Origin of the sequence: Vibrio sp. zbq_1 (genome assembly GCF_043102935.1) — a bacterium.
GTDB classification, from domain to species: domain Bacteria; phylum Pseudomonadota; class Gammaproteobacteria; order Enterobacterales; family Vibrionaceae; genus Vibrio; species Vibrio parahaemolyticus.
In genome coordinates, this window is record NZ_JBICJH010000026.1 from 166,344 (window position 1) to 183,843 (window position 17,500).

At 44.8% G+C, this 17,500-nt stretch carries 13 protein-coding genes; 12 read left to right on the top strand and 1 reads right to left on the bottom strand.

Annotated elements, in window-relative coordinates; translation table 11 throughout:
- Positions 1–200 precede the first annotated feature (200 nt).
- Positions 201–1,793, top strand: a complete 1,593-nt coding sequence (locus ACF8CV_RS13365; protein ID WP_005453913.1) for an ABC-F family ATPase — start codon at positions 201–203, stop codon at positions 1,791–1,793.
- A 362-nt stretch (positions 1,794–2,155) separates the two neighbouring features.
- On the opposite strand, the gene ACF8CV_RS13370 is transcribed toward ACF8CV_RS13365, so the two are convergent.
- A complete protein-coding gene (locus ACF8CV_RS13370) occupies positions 2,156–2,989 on the bottom strand; it encodes a formate dehydrogenase accessory sulfurtransferase FdhD (RefSeq protein WP_005396179.1) in 834 nt (277 codons plus the stop codon).
- A gap of 314 nt (positions 2,990–3,303) precedes the next feature.
- Between ACF8CV_RS13370 and ACF8CV_RS13375 the strand changes: the two genes are divergently transcribed.
- The 11 genes from ACF8CV_RS13375 (at position 3,304) to ACF8CV_RS13425 (ending at position 17,467) form a co-directional block, all read left to right on the top strand.
- Positions 3,304–3,768, top strand: coding sequence for a DUF3305 domain-containing protein (locus ACF8CV_RS13375; protein WP_138938694.1), 465 nt, complete (start codon positions 3,304–3,306; stop codon positions 3,766–3,768).
- Positions 3,758–4,387, top strand: a complete 630-nt coding sequence (locus tag ACF8CV_RS13380) for a DUF3306 domain-containing protein (protein WP_138938693.1) — start codon at positions 3,758–3,760, stop codon at positions 4,385–4,387. The genes ACF8CV_RS13375 and ACF8CV_RS13380 overlap by 11 nt, the downstream gene beginning before the upstream one ends.
- 308 nt (positions 4,388–4,695) lie before the next feature.
- A complete protein-coding gene (locus ACF8CV_RS13385; protein WP_020903769.1) occupies positions 4,696–6,357 on the top strand; it encodes a 4Fe-4S dicluster domain-containing protein in 1,662 nt (553 codons plus the stop codon).
- 9 nt (positions 6,358–6,366) lie between these two features.
- Complete coding sequence (locus ACF8CV_RS13390) at positions 6,367–6,993, top strand: molecular chaperone (protein WP_024703673.1); 627 nt, start codon at positions 6,367–6,369, stop codon at positions 6,991–6,993.
- A 73-nt stretch (positions 6,994–7,066) separates the two neighbouring features.
- Positions 7,067–7,267 carry a twin-arginine translocation signal domain-containing protein gene (locus ACF8CV_RS13395; RefSeq protein ID WP_005396171.1) on the top strand — a complete coding sequence of 67 codons (201 nt, stop codon included), beginning with the start codon at positions 7,067–7,069 and terminating at the stop codon, positions 7,265–7,267.
- A 10-nt stretch (positions 7,268–7,277) separates the two neighbouring features.
- Positions 7,278–10,133, top strand: a complete 2,856-nt coding sequence (locus ACF8CV_RS13400; RefSeq protein ID WP_086583776.1) for a formate dehydrogenase subunit alpha — start codon at positions 7,278–7,280, stop codon at positions 10,131–10,133.
- Between the two features lie 11 nt (positions 10,134–10,144).
- Positions 10,145–10,753 carry a formate dehydrogenase FDH3 subunit beta gene (gene fdh3B / locus ACF8CV_RS13405; RefSeq protein ID WP_005453840.1) on the top strand — a complete coding sequence of 203 codons (609 nt, stop codon included), beginning with the start codon at positions 10,145–10,147 and terminating at the stop codon, positions 10,751–10,753.
- A 14-nt stretch (positions 10,754–10,767) separates the two neighbouring features.
- Positions 10,768–11,820 carry a formate dehydrogenase subunit gamma gene (locus ACF8CV_RS13410; protein WP_015296735.1) on the top strand — a complete coding sequence of 351 codons (1,053 nt, stop codon included), beginning with the start codon at positions 10,768–10,770 and terminating at the stop codon, positions 11,818–11,820.
- Positions 11,804–12,220: a membrane protein gene (locus tag ACF8CV_RS13415; protein ID WP_005479430.1), complete on the top strand. Its 417-nt coding sequence runs from the start codon at positions 11,804–11,806 to the stop codon at positions 12,218–12,220. The genes ACF8CV_RS13410 and ACF8CV_RS13415 overlap by 17 nt, the downstream gene beginning before the upstream one ends.
- 502 nt (positions 12,221–12,722) lie before the next feature.
- Positions 12,723–16,910 carry an RHS repeat-associated core domain-containing protein gene (locus ACF8CV_RS13420; RefSeq protein WP_138938692.1) on the top strand — a complete coding sequence of 1,396 codons (4,188 nt, stop codon included), beginning with the start codon at positions 12,723–12,725 and terminating at the stop codon, positions 16,908–16,910.
- Positions 16,911–16,912: 2 nt separating this feature from the next.
- Positions 16,913–17,467 (top strand): imm11 family protein, encoded by a 555-nt coding sequence (locus ACF8CV_RS13425; RefSeq protein WP_021449073.1) that lies wholly within the window; start codon positions 16,913–16,915, stop codon positions 17,465–17,467.
- Positions 17,468–17,500 lie beyond the last annotated feature (33 nt).

Sequence of the window (17,500 nt, forward strand, 5' to 3'; positions counted from 1 at the left end):
TCTTATCTACTCATCTTATCCTTCGTTGCGACTTTAAGTACGACAAATGACATGGATTTTTCGCCTTTTCGTACAGAAAAACACAGGTAACGAAACATATTTCCCATTAATTAATAAAAACAAAACTTGAAGTATGTAGCTTGAAGCAGTACCGTTGCCCGGTTTTTTCTCAATACACTTAAATTGCTAAGGTAAAGGTTTTGATCTCCACAGCGAATATCACTCAACAATTTGGCGCTAAGCCGTTATTTGAAAACATCTCAGTTAAGTTTGGCGAAGGTAACCGCTACGGCTTAATCGGGGCTAACGGTTGTGGTAAATCAACCTTTATGAAGATCTTAAGCGGTGAGCTTGAGCCAACAGGCGGTAACGTAAGCTACGATCCAAACGAGCGCGTTGCAAAGCTAAACCAGGATCAGTTCGCTTACGAAGAATTCACGGTTATCGACACGGTAATCATGGGTCACAAAGAGCTTTGGGAAGTAAAGCAAGAGCGTGACCGTATTTACTCTTTGCCAGAAATGAGCGAAGAAGACGGCATGAAAGTGGCTGACCTTGAAGTTCAATTCGCGGAAATGGACGGCTACATGGCAGAAGCAAAAGCGGGTGAACTGCTTCTTGCTGTAGGCATCCCAATGGAACAACACTTCGGTTTGATGAGCGAAGTGGCTCCAGGTTGGAAACTGCGTGTGCTTCTAGCGCAAATCCTGTTTGCTGACCCAGACATCATGTTACTTGACGAACCAACCAACAACTTGGACATGGATACAATCCGTTGGTTGGAAGACACGCTAAACGCGCGTAACTGCACGATGATCATCATCTCGCACGACCGTCACTTCCTAAACTCAGTATGTACGCACATGGCTGACTTGGATTACGGTGAACTACGTGTTTACCCTGGTAACTACGACGAGTACATGACCGCGGCTTCTCAAGCTCGCGAACGTCTACTTAGCGACAACGCGAAGAAGAAAGCTCAAATCGCTGAGCTACAAACTTTCGTGGCGCGTTTCTCTGCAAACGCATCGAAAGCAAAACAAGCTACGTCTCGTGCGAAGCAAATTGACAAGATTAAACTGGACGAAGTTAAAGCGTCTAGCCGTCAAAACCCATTCATTCGTTTCGAACAGTCGAAAGAACTGTTCCGTAACGCTCTGATTGTTGAAAACCTCAGCCAAGGTTTTGAAGAGGACTTGTTCTCAGACTTCAATGCAATTTTTGAAGTGGGTGAGCGCGTTGCGATCATCGGTGAGAACGGTGTGGGTAAAACAACTCTTCTAAACACGCTTGCTGGTGTACTTGAACCTCGTGCGGGTGAGTTCAAATGGTCTGAAAATGCAAACATCGGTTACTACGCGCAAGACCACGCGCATGAGTTTGCAGAAGACATGAATCTAACGGATTGGATGGGTCAATGGCGTCAAGAGGGCGACGACGAGCAAGTAGTTCGTGGTTTCCTAGGTCGTATGCTGTTTGGTCAAGACGACATTAAGAAGTCAGTAAAAGTGCTGTCTGGTGGTGAGCAAGGTCGTATGCTGCTTGGCAAGCTGATGATGCACAAGCCAAACATGTTGCTAATGGACGAACCAACCAACCACATGGATATGGAATCGATCGAATCTTTGAACACTGCGCTTGAGCAATACAAAGGCACGTTGTTCTTCGTATCTCATGACCGTGTGTTCGTAGACTCGCTAGCAACACGTATTATCGAAATTCGCGATGGCAAGATTTCAGACTTCAAAGGTACTTACTCTGAGTTCTTGAAATCTCGTGGCGTTGACGCGTAATTACTCATACAGCGCTTGAAAAGTAAAAGCCTCGCTATTTAACGAGGCTTTTTTAATTGGTCTTAATCCTTAAACTGACCGGTTAGATACGCATATATGCCGACGACACCAAATGTAATGATCATTGAGAGCATAATGCCACTGGGCGTGAGCAAAAAATTCCACAGTTGGTCATTGTCCATAGTTCACATCCTTTGTGAATGAGCTGTAGTTAGCATCAATTAAAACAAGTGTTGTTATTGTTACAACAAACGTTGCTATTTCTGGCTTATATCGCTTAGTTAAGCCTTCATAACGTGATGATTTACTTATCCCAATCGTTATAAGTTTACACTAATCGGCGGTTTTGTAATGTGTTCTCGTTAACGAGATGCGCTTTCGCCTTTCACATCAAACTCAATCTTGTCCGCTCCGGTAAATACTTGGAATCGCAAACCTTTCGCACGCGCAATGGTCGTAATGCCAAATTGCTTCGCTAGATCTAACCCCATTTGAGTAACGCCAGAGCGAGAAAGTAGAACAGGAATGCCCATTTGAGCTACTTTAATCACCATCTCTGATGTAAGGCGACCTGTTGTGTAGAAAATTTTATCTTCACCTGTCTCTTCTTTGAGCCACATCTCACCTGCAAGCGTATCCACTGCGTTGTGACGGCCGACATCTTCCACAAATGACAATACCTCATTGCCTTTGCAAACCGCACAGCCATGCACCGCGCCCGCTTTTTTGTAGGTGTCGTTGTAATGAGTCAGCGCTTCTAGTGCGGAGTAGATTTCTGATTGCTTAAGCGGAACTTGAGGCACTTGGTAGTTCTCAAGTTGTTTCATCACGTTGCCATACATGGTGCCTTGACCACAGCCAGATGTGACGGTTTTCTTTTTCAGAGCGCCTTCTAAATGTTCGGTATTTTCTTTAGTAATCACCGCTGCGGAATGCGTTTCCCAGTCAATAATAACGGATTCAATCGCTGCTGGATCAGACAGGAAGCTTTGGTTTTTTAAATAACCCAGTACTAGCGCTTCTGGACGCGAACCTAGCGTCATGAGCGTGACCACTTCTTTCCAGTTCAGCATGACCGTAAGAGGACGCTCGCAAGCGATTTGCTTCGTGAGCTTTTCGCCGTACTCGTCGTACACATCGACTTCAATGGTTTGCAGGGGATTTTCACTGGTTTTAATAATATTTGGTTTCAGCACAGTCGTGTCCTAGTGATTAAGAGCGTTAGGTTGCTACGCATTTAGCTTGCTAAGTGGTTAGCAAAGCAAATCTCGTTCCAAAATAGCGGTTCCCATAAAAATTGCGAGGTTTTATGTCAACAATGCATTAAAACTGCGATATCGCAGTAATGACACATCAATAAATTTGAGTTTCAACTACTTTGGTACTTGAGTATAGCGCTGTGTATAGGATTGATTTGGCGCGGTTATTGCTTTGTAGCGATGAAATGGTTAAAGCCAAGGTCAAAATGTCCTGTGAGTTTTCAGACCAAAATAGAAAAACTGGGTGAGTTATGTCGGATAAGAAAGATTTCGAGAACAATTACGAGAAGACTGAAGACGCATGGCCAATTGGCGTAGAGCTTGTTGAGCATGAGATCAGTACAGGGATTTGGGTGACAACCCAATGGCAGTTGACGGGATTTGCGCTAAATCCGACGGAAGAGACTCCAGATGTTTGTCTGTTGCAATTGCACAAAGACGAGCGTACAGACTACCGCTTTAACTTAAGCTCTCAGCAACCTAAACTTTTTTTAGTGATGGATAACGTCGAGTCTAGTGAAAAACCAGCGATACAGCTACTAACGGCTTCACAATCTGTCGCGGCGCAATATATGGATGGCGACAACCTTGTACTATCCAACGATATGCCGTTAGCCGTTCAGGCTTGGATGGAAGCCTTTATTGGTCGCCACGGTGAGTTGTTAGAAGTAAGACGTAAGAAACGCAAAGGAGCGGGCAGAGCAAATGGCAACTAGTTTTTTAAGCCGTTGGTCGAAACGTAAGTTAGAAGAATCTTCCCAACATGATGAAGAGATCACGCCGATAGCAGAGACGGAGCAATCCGAAGATTGTGTCACAGCGCTTTCAAACGCTGACGAAAGCTCAGACGCTTTGAACGTCAATGAGGTTAGTCAGTCACCAGACATTACCGCGAGTGTAGAGACTGAAAAGCCCGAAGAAATGTCTGTGGCGCAACTGCTGGTTTCTGAAGCTTCAGAAAGTGTTAAGAAAGCCGCGCTGCGCAAAATGTTCTTGTCCGAAGAATTTAACGTGCGTGATGGCCTAGACGATTACGATGATGATTACAGTAACTTAAAGTCACTTTCTAAAGACGTCGCAGAGACGCTGCGTGATTGGGTTAAAGAAAAAGTGGAAGAAGAACCAGACGCTGAAACGGCGCAAGGATCTGAACTTAACGCTGACGATATCGCATCTGAGGTAGTTGAAGACTCAGAACCAAACGCCGAAAAAAGTGCCGGAATTACCCAAGATGAAAATGAACTGTATATAAATACAGTATCTAGTGAAAGTGATACTTTTGCTGAGGAATCACCGCCTAAAGAGGTGAGACAAAATATACCACACAAAGAATAGGTACATTTTGACTAAACACTCAATGAACCGGCTGGGACAAAATGTCTCAACCGGTTTTTTTATCCCTACTATTTGTCGGTAAAATGTCTAACTGATTGAATTTTAATTGATATTTTATTGGCATGACATTTGCTATTTGTTGCTCAATACCACTCTGGTTGAAGTTAGTACGGACGCACTGCGTAGTATTCATCGCCTATAGATGGCGGAATAAGAATGCTCATTGATAAGTTAATCAGCAGAATCTCCGGCGCTAACTACACTAAGAGATGGAAAAGACTATCCATGTTCATAAATGGAATTGAGCAATGCTGAAACAATTATTAGAACAAGCAACTTCCAATAACGGTAAAGCGAGGCTGTACGCTTTCGAAAATACCGTAGAGTTGACCAATCTTATTCCACCAACCGTAAGCTATGAAAGCGGCGGTAATACTTTGATTGTGGGTCCAACGGCAATCATCGAAAGTGCGGCAGCGCAATTGTCGCAAATGAACAGCCTAACGCTGCTTTCTACCGATGGCGAAAAGGGAACAAATCCCGAGCTTTACTACGCTAATTCGGTTCAGGTTTCAGGGTTCTTAGGTACGTTTGAAGTTCTGATTGAAAATCATGGTTCGACCAACAATCTTGCCAAGGTCGCGATCAATAGCGATTGTTTCGATATCGTACTCGATCTTTGCCTAAACAGCTGCATGTCGGAAGAAGTACCAGTACCGGGCTACTACCCAGTTGGTCGTGGCTATCCGAAACTGGCTGAAGCGTTGGAAGAAATTCCAACCTTGATGGGGACGTTCGATAAACCGAAATTCTTCCGTTTAGATACCGATCTATGTGCACACAGCTCTCGTGGCGTAAAAGGTTGCGAACGTTGTGTGGATGCTTGTCCGGCAGGGGCACTATCGAGTGAAGGCAGCGACAAAACGGGCCATCGCATCGAGATCAACCCATACCTATGTCAAGGCGTGGGTACTTGTGCTACAGCGTGTCCGACAGAAGCTATTCATTACGCATTGCCAAACCCCGAAGATACGCAAAAGTTTATTGAACGTACGCTAGCCAACTATGAGCAAGCGGGTGGTTTAGATCCTATCGTATTGATTTGTAGTTCTCGCCACGAGAGCTACAACGTGATGGCACTAAAAGCATTGCCAGATAATGTGATTCCAATTGTGGTGGAAGAACTGCCTTCGGTTGGTATAGATACTTGGTTTGCCGCGCTTGTGAACGGTGCCACTCAGGTGCTGTTTGCGGCTTCGCGTTTTATGCCTCAAACCATTATTCGTGTGCTTAATAGCGAAGTAGGTATTGCTCAAGAGCTGCTCGACCAACTTGGTATCGCCAAAGAAACCATCGACATTTTGTACCTAGAGTCACTACGTGAAGGTGCTCCGACACTTTGTACTGAGTCTTTTGATTTGGCATTAGGTGATTTGCAAGGTAACAAACGTCAGCGTCTATTTACGGCGTTGGATGCGTTGTCAGCATCACGTATTCCAGTTGAGAACATTGTTGAGCTTCCAGCGAACGCACCTTACGGCACAGTCTCTTGTGAAAACAAAGATTGTACGTTGTGCATGAGCTGTGTGGCGGTGTGTCCAACACGTGCATTGCATACGGACGGCCAATCTCCGTCGCTTAAATTCGTCGAGCAAGACTGCATTCAATGTGGGCTGTGCGAGAAAGCGTGTCCAGAGAAAGTGCTGACGCTTACTCCTCGTATGAACTGGGTGAAAGAAGAACGCCAGAAAGCGGTTGTGATTCATGAAGAAAAGGCAGCCGAGTGCATTCGCTGTCACAAGCCTTTTGCTCCGCAATCGATGATCGACATGCTGCAAAACAAACTTCGTGGTCATTCTCATTTCTCTGATGAAGCCGCCATTAATCGCATCGCCATGTGTGAAGACTGTCGTGTGATCGACATGTTTGAGTCGATGGCTGCTGATCCAATGAATCAATTGAAATACTAGGAGCTCGCAGTGGATACACAACAAGAACAAACACTGAGAACGGACATTTATCTCGTTCTATCCGCGCTTTTTCGTAGTGCGCCAAGTGAGGAAATGCTGGCGTTCCTGAAATCGCTAGAAATTGAACCGTCTGAGAGCGCGATGCAAAAAGCTTGGCTCGCACTGCAACAAGCCGCGAACGAAGCGCAACGTGAAGCGTTAGAAGAAGAATATCAAGATCTGTTTATTGGCATTGGACGTGGTGAAGTTGTGCCATTCGGGTCTTGGCATCGTACGGGCTCGATGATGGAAAAACCGTTAGCGGAAATTCGTCGCGATTTGGAACTTTTAGGCATCGAACGGGAAGAGAACGTGAAAGAGCCTGAAGACCATATTTCTGCACTGTGCGAAGTGATGGCAATGCTGACGGGTGAAGAGGAAGAACTTCAACAAGCGGTGTTTAACAAACACATCGCGCCTTGGTTCCAATCTTTTACGCGCCAACTAGAGAACGCAGAAAGCGTAAACTTCTACAAGCCAGCTGCACAGCTTTGCGATGCGTTTTTAACGTTAGAGCAAGTGCGCTTTAGCGTGAACACCAAAAGCAGTAAGAGCAAATTAAAAATTGATGTGAAAAACGTCACTGATTACGAGTAATCGAGCAGTACTTGGTCATATCGATAGAGAGGCATGAGTCTCCAAAGATCTACCGTAAGGTAAGGAAGCAATGATGAAAGATAATAAAGAAATAAACACAAGCCGTAGGGATCTCCTAAAAGGCTTCACAACCGCTGCCGTTGCTGGTGCTGTTGTTGCGGGAACCACGAAAGTGGCCGTTGCTTCAGAAACGGTTGAGCCTTCTGAAAAAGACGTGAAGAAGAAAGGGTATCGTGAAACTCAACACATTCGCGATTACTACGACACACTTTAGGAGATAACGGATGAAACTTGTCAAACGCTCCGACAGTGTGAGCAAAGAAACGAACCAGCTTGGCGTATCTCGTCGTGCATTCATGAAAAACACTTCGCTTGCCGCTGGTGGTGCAGTGGTTGGTGCTAGTCTATTCGCACCGGGAATGATGAAAAAGGCGCAAGCAAAATCAGTCGATCCAGAAGCGAAAACAGAAGTAAAACGTACTATCTGTTCTCACTGTTCAGTGGGTTGTGGTATTTACGCAGAAGTTCAAAATGGTGTTTGGACGGGTCAAGAGCCTGCATTCGACCACCCATTTAACGCCGGTGGTCACTGTGCAAAAGGCGCCGCACTGCGTGAACATGGTCACGGTGAGCGCCGCCTTAAATACCCAATGAAGCTTGAAAACGGTAAGTGGAAAAAGCTTTCTTGGGATCAAGCGATCGAAGAAATCGGTAACAAGGTGATTGACATCCGCAAAGAGTCTGGCCCTGATTCGGTTTACTTCTTGGGAAGCGCAAAGCACAGCAACGAACAAGCGTACTTGTTCCGCAAAATGGCATCACTTTGGGGCACTAACAACGTTGACCACCAAGCGCGTATTTGTCACTCAACAACCGTGGCGGGTGTAGCGAACACTTGGGGTTACGGTGCGATGACCAACTCTTTCAATGACATGCACAACTGTAAGTCGATGCTGTTCATTGGTTCAAACCCAGCTGAAGCACACCCAGTAGCGATGCAGCACATTCTGATCGCGAAAGAGAAGAACAACTGTAAGATCGTCGTAGCGGATCCTCGTCGTACACGTACGGCAGCAAAATCGGATCACTATGTCTCACTTCGTCCTGGTTCTGACGTAGCATTCATTTGGGGTGTGTTGTGGCACATCTTCGAAAACCAATGGGAAGATAAAGAATTCATCCGTCAACGTGTATTCGGTATGGATGAAATCCGTGCTGAAGTAGCGAAGTGGACGCCAGCAGAAGTTGAGCGTGTAACAGGCGTAAGCGAAGAAGACGTTTACCAAACAGCAAAACTGCTTTCTGAAAATCGCCCAGGCTGTATTGTTTGGTGTATGGGTGGTACTCAGCATACTACTGGTAACAACAACACACGTGCTTACTGTGTGCTTGAGCTAGCGCTTGGTAACATTGGTAAATCAGGCGGCGGCGCAAACATCTTCCGTGGTCACGATAACGTACAAGGCGCAACCGACCTTGGCGTACTTTCTGACACGCTACCGGGCTACTACGGCCTTTCTGAAGGTGCTTGGCGTCACTGGTCAAAAGTGTGGGAAATCGATTACGAATGGATTAAAGGCCGTTTCGATGACAACGCTTACGGTGGTCAAAAACCAATGAACAGTGCAGGTATTCCTGTATCTCGTTGGGTGGATGGCGTACTGGAAAACAAAGACAACATTCGTCAACGCGAAAACATCCGTGCAATGTTCTACTGGGGTCACGCAGTGAACTCTCAAACACGTGGTGTTGAGATGAAAAAAGCGATGCAAAAGTTGGACATGATGGTGATTGTGGACCCATACCCAACTGTTGCTGCGGTAATGAACGACCGTACCGACGGCGTTTACCTGCTTCCTGCAACAACGCAGTTTGAAACATACGGCAGTGTTACCGCTTCTAACCGCTCTCTACAATGGCGTGATCAGGTGATTGAACCTTTGTTCGAATCAAAACCAGACCACGAAATCATGTACCTGCTTTCGAAGAAACTGGGCTATTCAGATCTTCTGTTCAAAAACATCCGTGTTGAAAACAACCAGCCAGTTATTGAAGACCTAACGCGTGAATTCAACAAAGGCATGTGGACGATTGGTTACACAGGCCAAAGCCCAGAGCGTTTGAAAGCGCACCAACAAAACTGGCATACGTTCCACAAAACCACATTGGAAGCGGAAGGTGGCCCTGTCAACGGTGAAACCTACGGTCTACCTTGGCCATGTTGGGGTACACCGGAAATGAAACACCCAGGCACACACATTCTGTACGATACGTCTAAGACGGTTGCAGAAGGTGGCGGTAACTTCCGTACGCGCTTTGGTGTGGAATTCGAAGGCAAGAGCCTTCTTGCAGAAGACAGCTACTCGAAAGGCTGTGAAATCAAAGACGGTTACCCAGAATTCACTGACAAGTTGTTGAAACAACTTGGTTGGTGGGACGATCTAACGGCTGAAGAGAAAGCGGCAGCAGAGGGTAAAAACTGGAAGACTGACCTTTCTGGCGGTATTCAGCGTGTCGCGATCAAGCACGGTTGTATTCCATTTGGTAATGCGAAAGCGCGTGCGATTGTTTGGACGTTCCCAGACCGCGTACCACTGCATCGTGAACCACTGTACACACCACGTCGTGACCTTGTAACGGATTACCCAACTTGGGATGACAAAGATGCAATCTTCCGTGTTCCTACATTGTATAAATCAATTCAAGAGCAAGACAAATCGGGCGAGTACCCAATCGTTCTGACTTCTGGCCGTCTGGTTGAATACGAAGGTGGTGGTGAAGAGACGCGTTCAAACCCATGGCTTGCCGAGCTTCAACAAGAAATGTTTGTCGAAGTGAACCCGAAAGACGCGAACGATCTTGGCTTTAGAGATGGTGATGATGTTTGGGTTGAAGGTGCAGAGAAGGGACGCATCAAAGTGAAAGCGATGGTTACACGTCGTGTGAAACCTGGCTTGGCGTTCATTCCGTTCCACTTTGGCGGTAAGTTCGAAGGTGAAGACCTACGTCCTAAATACCCAGAAGGCACTCAACCTTATGTTGTTGGCGAAGCCGCCAACACGGCAACCACTTACGGTTACGACCCTGTTACTTTGATGCAGGAAACCAAAGTAACCCTATGTAACATTCGTAAAGCGTAAGGAGTCTGACAATGGCACGAATGAAATTCCTATGTGACACCAAACGCTGTATCGAGTGTAACGGCTGTGTTACTGCATGTAAGAACGAAAACGACGATGCGCTTGAATGGGGCATCCAACGTCGTCGCGTTGTGACACTTAATGACGGTGAACCGGGTGAAAACTCGATCTCTGTTGCTTGTATGCACTGTACAGATGCGCCTTGTATGGCGGTTTGTCCAGCTGACTGTTTCGAGCATACAGAAGACGGCATCGTACTTCACAATAAAGATCTGTGCATCGGCTGTGGTTACTGCTTGTTTGCTTGTCCGTTTGGCGCTCCGCAGTTCCCGAAACAAGAAGCGTTCGGTGAACGTGGCAAAATGGACAAATGTACGTTCTGCGCAGGCGGTCCAAACACTGAACCAGGTTCAGAAGAAGAACGCCAAAAATACGGTGCGAACCGTATCGCAGAAGGCAAACTACCGATGTGTGCATCGCTATGTTCAACAAAAGCACTACTTGCGGGTGACGCAGAGAAAGTCTCTGACATTTTCCGTCAACGAGTGGTAGAGCGCGGCGCGAAAAACGCAGGTTGGACAGACGGAAACGATCTTTCTTACGATGCGACGAAAAGCTAAGTAAGGAGAGGCACATGTTAAACACTCTTAAACGTGCGTCTCTAGCAATGCTGTCAATGATGACGGCATTGCTGCTGACTTTCGCAATGCCTGCTTCAGCAGAGGGGCAATCTTCTAAAGTGGTTCAACAGGAGATAACGCAACTTGCAGGTGCAGATTATTGGCGTGAAGTCAGAGAGGGGCAAGAAGGTTATACCACGTCTAAATCGCCAGAACATGGCGTATTAATCAGTAAACCTGGTGAGACTTGGTACATTCTAAAAGAGAAATGGATGTCTCCTGCTGGTGCTGTCGCGATTTTCGGCAGTATCGCGATGGTTATCATGGCTTACGTATTTGTTGGCCCTTTGATGCTAAGTAAGCCTCGTACAGGCAAAAAGATGAAGCGCTGGTCTCGCTTGGATCGCGCTCTCCACTGGAGTATGGCGTTTACATTCTTAACGCTTGCATTCAGTGGTTTGATGCTGGTTTACGGTAAGCACTTTTTAAAACCGTATGTTCCTACCGAGTTTTGGGGCTTTATCGTCATGTTGGCGAAGCAGTACCACAACTACATGGGACCACTGTTCTTCATTTTGCTGATGTTTGTACTCTTGAAATGGTGGCGCAAGTCGATTCCAAACATGACAGATATTCGTTGGTTCATGAAAATGGGCGGCATGGTTGGTAAGCACAAAGGAACGCATCCATCGGCAGGGTTCTCAAACGGCGGTGAGAAAGCCATCTACTGGTTGTTGATTTTCTTTGGCGCTATTGTCGCGGTAAGTGGTTTAGTTTTGGATTTCCCAATCTTTGGGCAAACTCGCCGAGATATGGAACTTTCTAACCTAGTTCATGCCATTTCAGCCCTGATTCTGATCTGTGGCTTTATTTTCCACATCTATATCGGTCTATTCGGTATGGAAGGTGCGTTAGAAGGCATGGTGACTGGTGAAGTCGATGAAACATGGGCGAAAGAGCATCACGATCTTTGGTATGAAGAAGTGAAGTCTAAAGAAGCGATGGGCGAAGCAGAATCAAAACCAACGACAGAGAAAGGAGCGAAAGCGAATGAACAAACATCATAACGGGATTTGGATTGCGTATATCCTGAGTTGTTTTACCCCGTTTACGTTTTTGATCTCAGGCGTTATCGCAATTATCTATGCGGGTTACCGTTTGGATAAGGGGGAAGACAGCGACGTAGTGATTTCTCATTACTACGGTCTGATTCGTACCTTCTTCCTCTACCTGACGTTTTTTGTGGTGCTGATTGTCACCGTAGCGACCTCTAACGGTGTGCTAGTCGGGGTGAGTGATTATTGGGTGAAAAGTACGTTGATCGAAGACATCGCTTACTTCATCCCTTGGGTCGGAATGGTATTCGCTGCGTTAGCTATTCTTGTCTGGTTCATCCGTATGTTCCAAGGCATGCAGCAACTGCGTAACAATCAACCTCATACTCCCTCTACAGGTCCAAACCTATAATTGAACCTTAACAACATCAAAAGCCGCCTTATTTAGGGCGGCTTTTTTATTGCTTCGGTTATGCAATTGAGAGCCAGAAGCTTGTCGTGACATGCTGGACATGAGCATAACGTTCTATAGTTTGAGTCAGCTTCTCTTGTGTGAGACACGGTATCTCAGTCATGCGACTATTGTGAATTTTCTTGGTGAATTTTGTTATCTGGGGAGCGAGTCAAATTAACAAAAGAAATTGTCCTCTAAAAGGCAAATCGCTGAGACCTCAGTCTCACTCACACTATTGTTCATTTACTCAAGGCATTTTTAGCCGCTAGAGTACGCGACGCTCAGCTTTTTAAAGAGCATCAAATTCGCCTTAGTGCATTCAAGTCAAGGAATAGTCGAATTCTGAAAAGGATCCGGCTTTCACACGTTTGCTTTGTATTCTCAGTACCTGCTAGATGAAAACAAAGCAAACTTGTGAAGTCAGTGGTAGGCAATAGGAAAGGACACACTCGTTACAACTATGATTCCTCAATTTGTTATCCCTCTCACCAACTGCCTTGGTCAAAGCTATCATTTTTCCAGTCAGCCAATCCCAAAAGGTGAACACAAAAAGTTTGACTCAGAACAGAGTGCGAAGGCGTTTCTAGATGACTTCGTACCGCTTAGCTCAAGCCGTGTTGAAGAGTTGTATCATCTACTTGGTCAGTTTCCCCCAAACGTACCGGATGAAGAACTGACACCAGAGCTTTATGCGCCTGTATTTGCAAAAGCACTTGTGAATGGTTCTCTTTATGTCGCTAGTTTCCCTAAAACAAAGAAAAACGCGACAATATCCAGTGAACCAACACCGGTACCTAAGCAAGTAAACGCAAAGTCTAAGCAGAACAAAGCACATACATCTTCTAAAACCCAAGCTAAGAATTCAGCCTCTGCAAAGCCTTTACAGACGGGCAGCGAATGTCATGAAAAAGCGGGAGATCCGGTTTCTCTAGTAACGGGCGAAGAAATATTAACACTCAATGATGTAGAGCTTCCCAATGGCTTCGTTTGGTCAAGAACGTATCGCTCATCCAAAGCTTCCCGAAATCAAGGTCTTGGTTACGGTTGGCGACATGCTTTTCAATTTGAACTGAAAGAAGTCACAGATGAAAAGCACAACGTCACCTCATGGGAATTTGTAAGTGATTCTGCTGACGAGATTGAATTTGAACCAGTTGAGCATGGTTCAACAAGTTATCAAGTCTATGTCGGAGCAAGCTGTCATTTCCTAAACCCAAATACACGAATTGTCACTCTCTCTAGTGGTGATCAATATCGTTTTGAGTTGGTAGAAGACATTTGGCTATTAAAACAAATCCGCAATGGAATCTTTTCGACGTTCCAACTTCGTTATTCGAGAAACCATCGCCTAATTGAAGTTGCACATAACAAGCGACCAGTTCTTGAGTGTCAATATGATAAACAAGGGCGCCTTGTTGAATTGTTGAACACAAAGACAGAACAAGTATTAACAACATATATCTATGACGAGCAAGACGATCTTGTTAGTGCGACGAATGATTTGGGTTTGACTGAGCGATATGAGTATCAAGACCAACATTTGATAGCCAAACGTGTTCGACCAACAGGGTTTACGCATCACTTTGAATGGTCGGGAGAAGGCTCGAGTGCTAAGTGCATTAGAAACTTTGGCGACTCAGGTATTTACGATTATCGATTCCATTATGAGGGCGCAAAGTCCTCTTATTCTGACTCTTTAGATAATGAGTGGACTTTCATTCATGATGAGCAAGGTCATCTGCTTGAAAAATCGAGCCCTACAGGAAGAACGTGGCAATGGCACTATGATCATTTAGGGCGTAAAGAGAAAGCGGTATTCCCAGATAACTCGACAACACAGTACCAGTACAATCAGCAAGGCCAATTAATTTCCAAACTGCACTCTTCCGGTGCTCAAATTCAATATGGTTATGACAGCTTAGGTAAGCTTGTAAAAACGGTATCTCCTGATGGTGATCTTGAAAAGGCCTATTACAACAGTCTTGGCCAACGAGTGTGGGATATCGATGCTCTAGGTTGCGTAACGGAGTATGAATACGATAAACATGGTCAAGTCGTAAAGAGAGAGTCTGAAGATGGTAAGAAGAGCCGTTGGTGGTGGGATAAACAACAAAGATTAGTCGCTCATGAAGTAGATGGCACTTTACTTCGTTACAGTTATGGCGCTACCGATTTAGTTAATGGGATTGCGTATCCCGATGGATGTGTTGCCCAGATTTCCTATGATGATTACGGACGCCGCACATCGATAAGATATTTCAACGACGAAGACAAAGTCGGTTACAGTGAAGAGTACGCTTATGACGAGTTTAGTCGTGTTGCACAGATACACACACCAGAAGGTGTCACGTCTTATCAATGGGGAGCTTTGGCTCAACAAGAAGCGGTAATCTTCCCTGATGGCAGCCATATTTCCTACGAGTACGATCAACAACGTAACCTAACGAAATTAGTTCGAAGTGATGGTCTAGCGTTTGAGTTTTTGTACGACAGTGAAGGGTTACTATCAGGTACCGTTGGATTTGATGGGCTACACAGCCAATTCAAATACGACTCTATGGGAAGAATCATCCGAAAAGATGTTGCAGATAGGACCGTTTTATACCGCTATGACGATGCTGGCTTTCTTCAGCATATTAAAGCGGGAAATGGAAAAAATATTGTTGAGAATCACTTTAACTATACGTTAGGTGGAAGACTGACTTTAGCCTCTAATCGTCATCAAACTCTACAGTATCAATATTCCTCATTTGGACATTTAACTAAGCGTATTCAAGGTCAATTTGAAATCGGTGAAGAGTTTAACCGAGTCGGACAGCGTGTTTCGCAAACCTTACCAGACAAGACGTCACTTAACTTTTCATACGACACCAATGGTAGGCTTTCCGAAATCCGGTTTAGCGATGACTCATTACCAAAAATTGAGTTCCAATATGATGTTATGGGGAGGCTTTCTGTCACTGAAACTGAGAGTTTCAGAGAGAGCAAACTTTATGACGGTGTCGGTCGATTAGTCGAGCAGCAATGGTCAGGTAGAGAAAAAAAATACATATACAATGCACAGAACCGAATCTCTTCAATTTTAGATAATACTGCAGGGGCAACTCACTATCAGTACGATACCCTCGGGTACGTTACAAAGGTTAGTGAAGCCGGTTCGACTTCAACATTTGAATCAGATAGCTTTGGAAATCCCGCTTTGGCTGATTCTAAGGTAATGAGTGACCGCATTGAAGCTTATGCAGGTGTTCGTTACAAATACGACCAACAAGGTAATCAAGTTAAACGAGAAGGCGATGGCACGGTTCAAAAACGTGTGTTTGACGCATTAAATCAACTGGTAGAAGTACATGGTGATTCGAGTATTAGTCACTATGAATATGATGCATTAGGCCGTAGAACAAAGAAAATTACTCAACATGGTATCACGGAGTTTCTTTGGGAAGGTGAGCGTTTGCTCGGAGAACGCACTTTCAATGGCTTCCGTTGGTACCTATATCAACCAGAAACCTACATCCCATTGGCTGTGTTAGAAAATGGCTCAATTTATTTGTATGAATGCGATCAGGTTGGTAAACCGGAACGACTCATTGATTGCAGTGGTCATGTCGTTTGGAGTGCGAGATATGATGTGTACGGCTTCGCCCATATTGACATTGAAGAGGTGGTAAACCCCCTACGTTTTCAAGGGCAGTACTTCGACCAAGAAACCAACTTACATTACAACCTCGCTCGGTATTACGACCCTAAGCTAGGATGTTTTATCCAACAAGATCCGATATCTATTGCTGGTGGCATTAACCATTACCAATATGCAGTGAACCCTATCCAATGGATTGACCCAACAGGTTTCCTTTGTGAAGAAGGGCTAAAACGCTTACAGCAAATGCTGGCTGAGTATCAGGCGCAAAACAACGTTCCCCAAGAGGTTTGCGATCAGATTTTAGAGGCGGCAAAAGAGTCATCCGTCGGAGAAGATGGCGTTCGCTCGCAAGTCAAAATCCGCAAACCCAATGGTAAAAACAATATTCGATATGAATACGATTTAGACCATATTGATTGCGAGAAAAACGAGATTACTTTTTATCGCCATATCAATTATTCAGATGGTATTAAACGCAAAGTTCAATATGTTGTAGGCATAGAAGAAATTGTCCAAATCATCCCCTTGAATAAAAGTCAAAGTGGGAGTGTTGCGAATCCTAATGGCGGTTCTTTAGACAGAGATTGTGGACTTAAGTTAAATAACGAAATAGTTGGCGGGGTACCTGCAAACCATGCTGGACACCATCAAATTAGTATCAATATTGCTCAGGAATATCCTGTAATGCATAGAGCTGCCGAACTTGGTTACAACATTAACAGAGGTACAAACGGGATTGCACTTCCGACTAATATTGAAACATCTGTCGAAACAGGTCTTCCTTTACACGTGGGTAGACATCTAAGTGCAAGGCACGAAGGTTCAGCTGATGCTTTAGTTCGACGAGAAATGAGAACGTTGCAAACTAAGTATGATCGTGGTTTTATCGATGATATGACTCTTGTAGATGAAATTGGAAAAACAGAAAGTAGAATTAGGAATGCTCTGGAAAAGAATGAAGTTCGATTGCAATTGGATGATCCGCACTGGAAAAGTAGGAAGTAGTAATGACACTTAAAATTTGGACCAACAAGGTAGAGAGAGATTCCGATTTTACTCAAGGCAAAGTAACGGAGCCTAGTGTATTAAGAGGGTTGAATCTGACGGGAGGCGTTGTCCTAGGAGACAAATGGCCAAACGTTACTATTGATGTCATATCAGATGACAAGCCTGCGGATAGTTTTCTTAGTGGTCCTTTATTAATCGTGAGTCGACGGTTAGCTGATTTAATTTCTGAGCACACACAAACGAGTGAAGTTGAATTCCTACCGATTGAGGTTAATTACCACGGTAAAAATTTTGGTGAATACTGTTTTTTAAATGTTCTTGCGATTTGCGACTTACTGGACAGAAATCATTCAATATTTAGTGAGTTTGATGGAGAGATTGATTCAATTGATCGAGTTGTCCTTAAGAAAGACATTGAAACGCAGAAAACTATATTTCAATTGGATGCTATCGAGTGGTTGTTATGTGTTGATGAAAAACTGGCGGAACTAATCGAGAATAAAGGTTTTTCTGGAGTGGCATTTAAGTCAGAAAGTGAATGGCGTCCTTTTTAGATCTCCGCGGGTAGTTTGTTTTGAGCCATCTCT

Bases quoted from the DNA above. Each gene is read 5' to 3' on its own strand.
- ACF8CV_RS13375 (WP_138938694.1), top strand. From the start codon at position 3,304: ATGTCGGATAAGAAAGATTTCGAGAACAATTACGAGAAGACTGAAGAC.
- ACF8CV_RS13380 (WP_138938693.1), top strand. From the start codon at position 3,758: ATGGCAACTAGTTTTTTAAGCCGTTGGTCGAAACGTAAGTTAGAAGAA.
- ACF8CV_RS13385 (WP_020903769.1), top strand. From the start codon at position 4,696: ATGCTGAAACAATTATTAGAACAAGCAACTTCCAATAACGGTAAAGCG.
- ACF8CV_RS13395 (WP_005396171.1), top strand. From the start codon at position 7,067: ATGAAAGATAATAAAGAAATAAACACAAGCCGTAGGGATCTCCTAAAA.
- ACF8CV_RS13400 (WP_086583776.1), top strand. From the start codon at position 7,278: ATGAAACTTGTCAAACGCTCCGACAGTGTGAGCAAAGAAACGAACCAG.
- fdh3B (WP_005453840.1), top strand. From the start codon at position 10,145: ATGGCACGAATGAAATTCCTATGTGACACCAAACGCTGTATCGAGTGT.
- ACF8CV_RS13410 (WP_015296735.1), top strand. From the start codon at position 10,768: ATGTTAAACACTCTTAAACGTGCGTCTCTAGCAATGCTGTCAATGATG.
- ACF8CV_RS13415 (WP_005479430.1), top strand. From the start codon at position 11,804: ATGAACAAACATCATAACGGGATTTGGATTGCGTATATCCTGAGTTGT.
- ACF8CV_RS13420 (WP_138938692.1), top strand. From the start codon at position 12,723: ATGATTCCTCAATTTGTTATCCCTCTCACCAACTGCCTTGGTCAAAGC.
- ACF8CV_RS13425 (WP_021449073.1), top strand. From the start codon at position 16,913: ATGACACTTAAAATTTGGACCAACAAGGTAGAGAGAGATTCCGATTTT.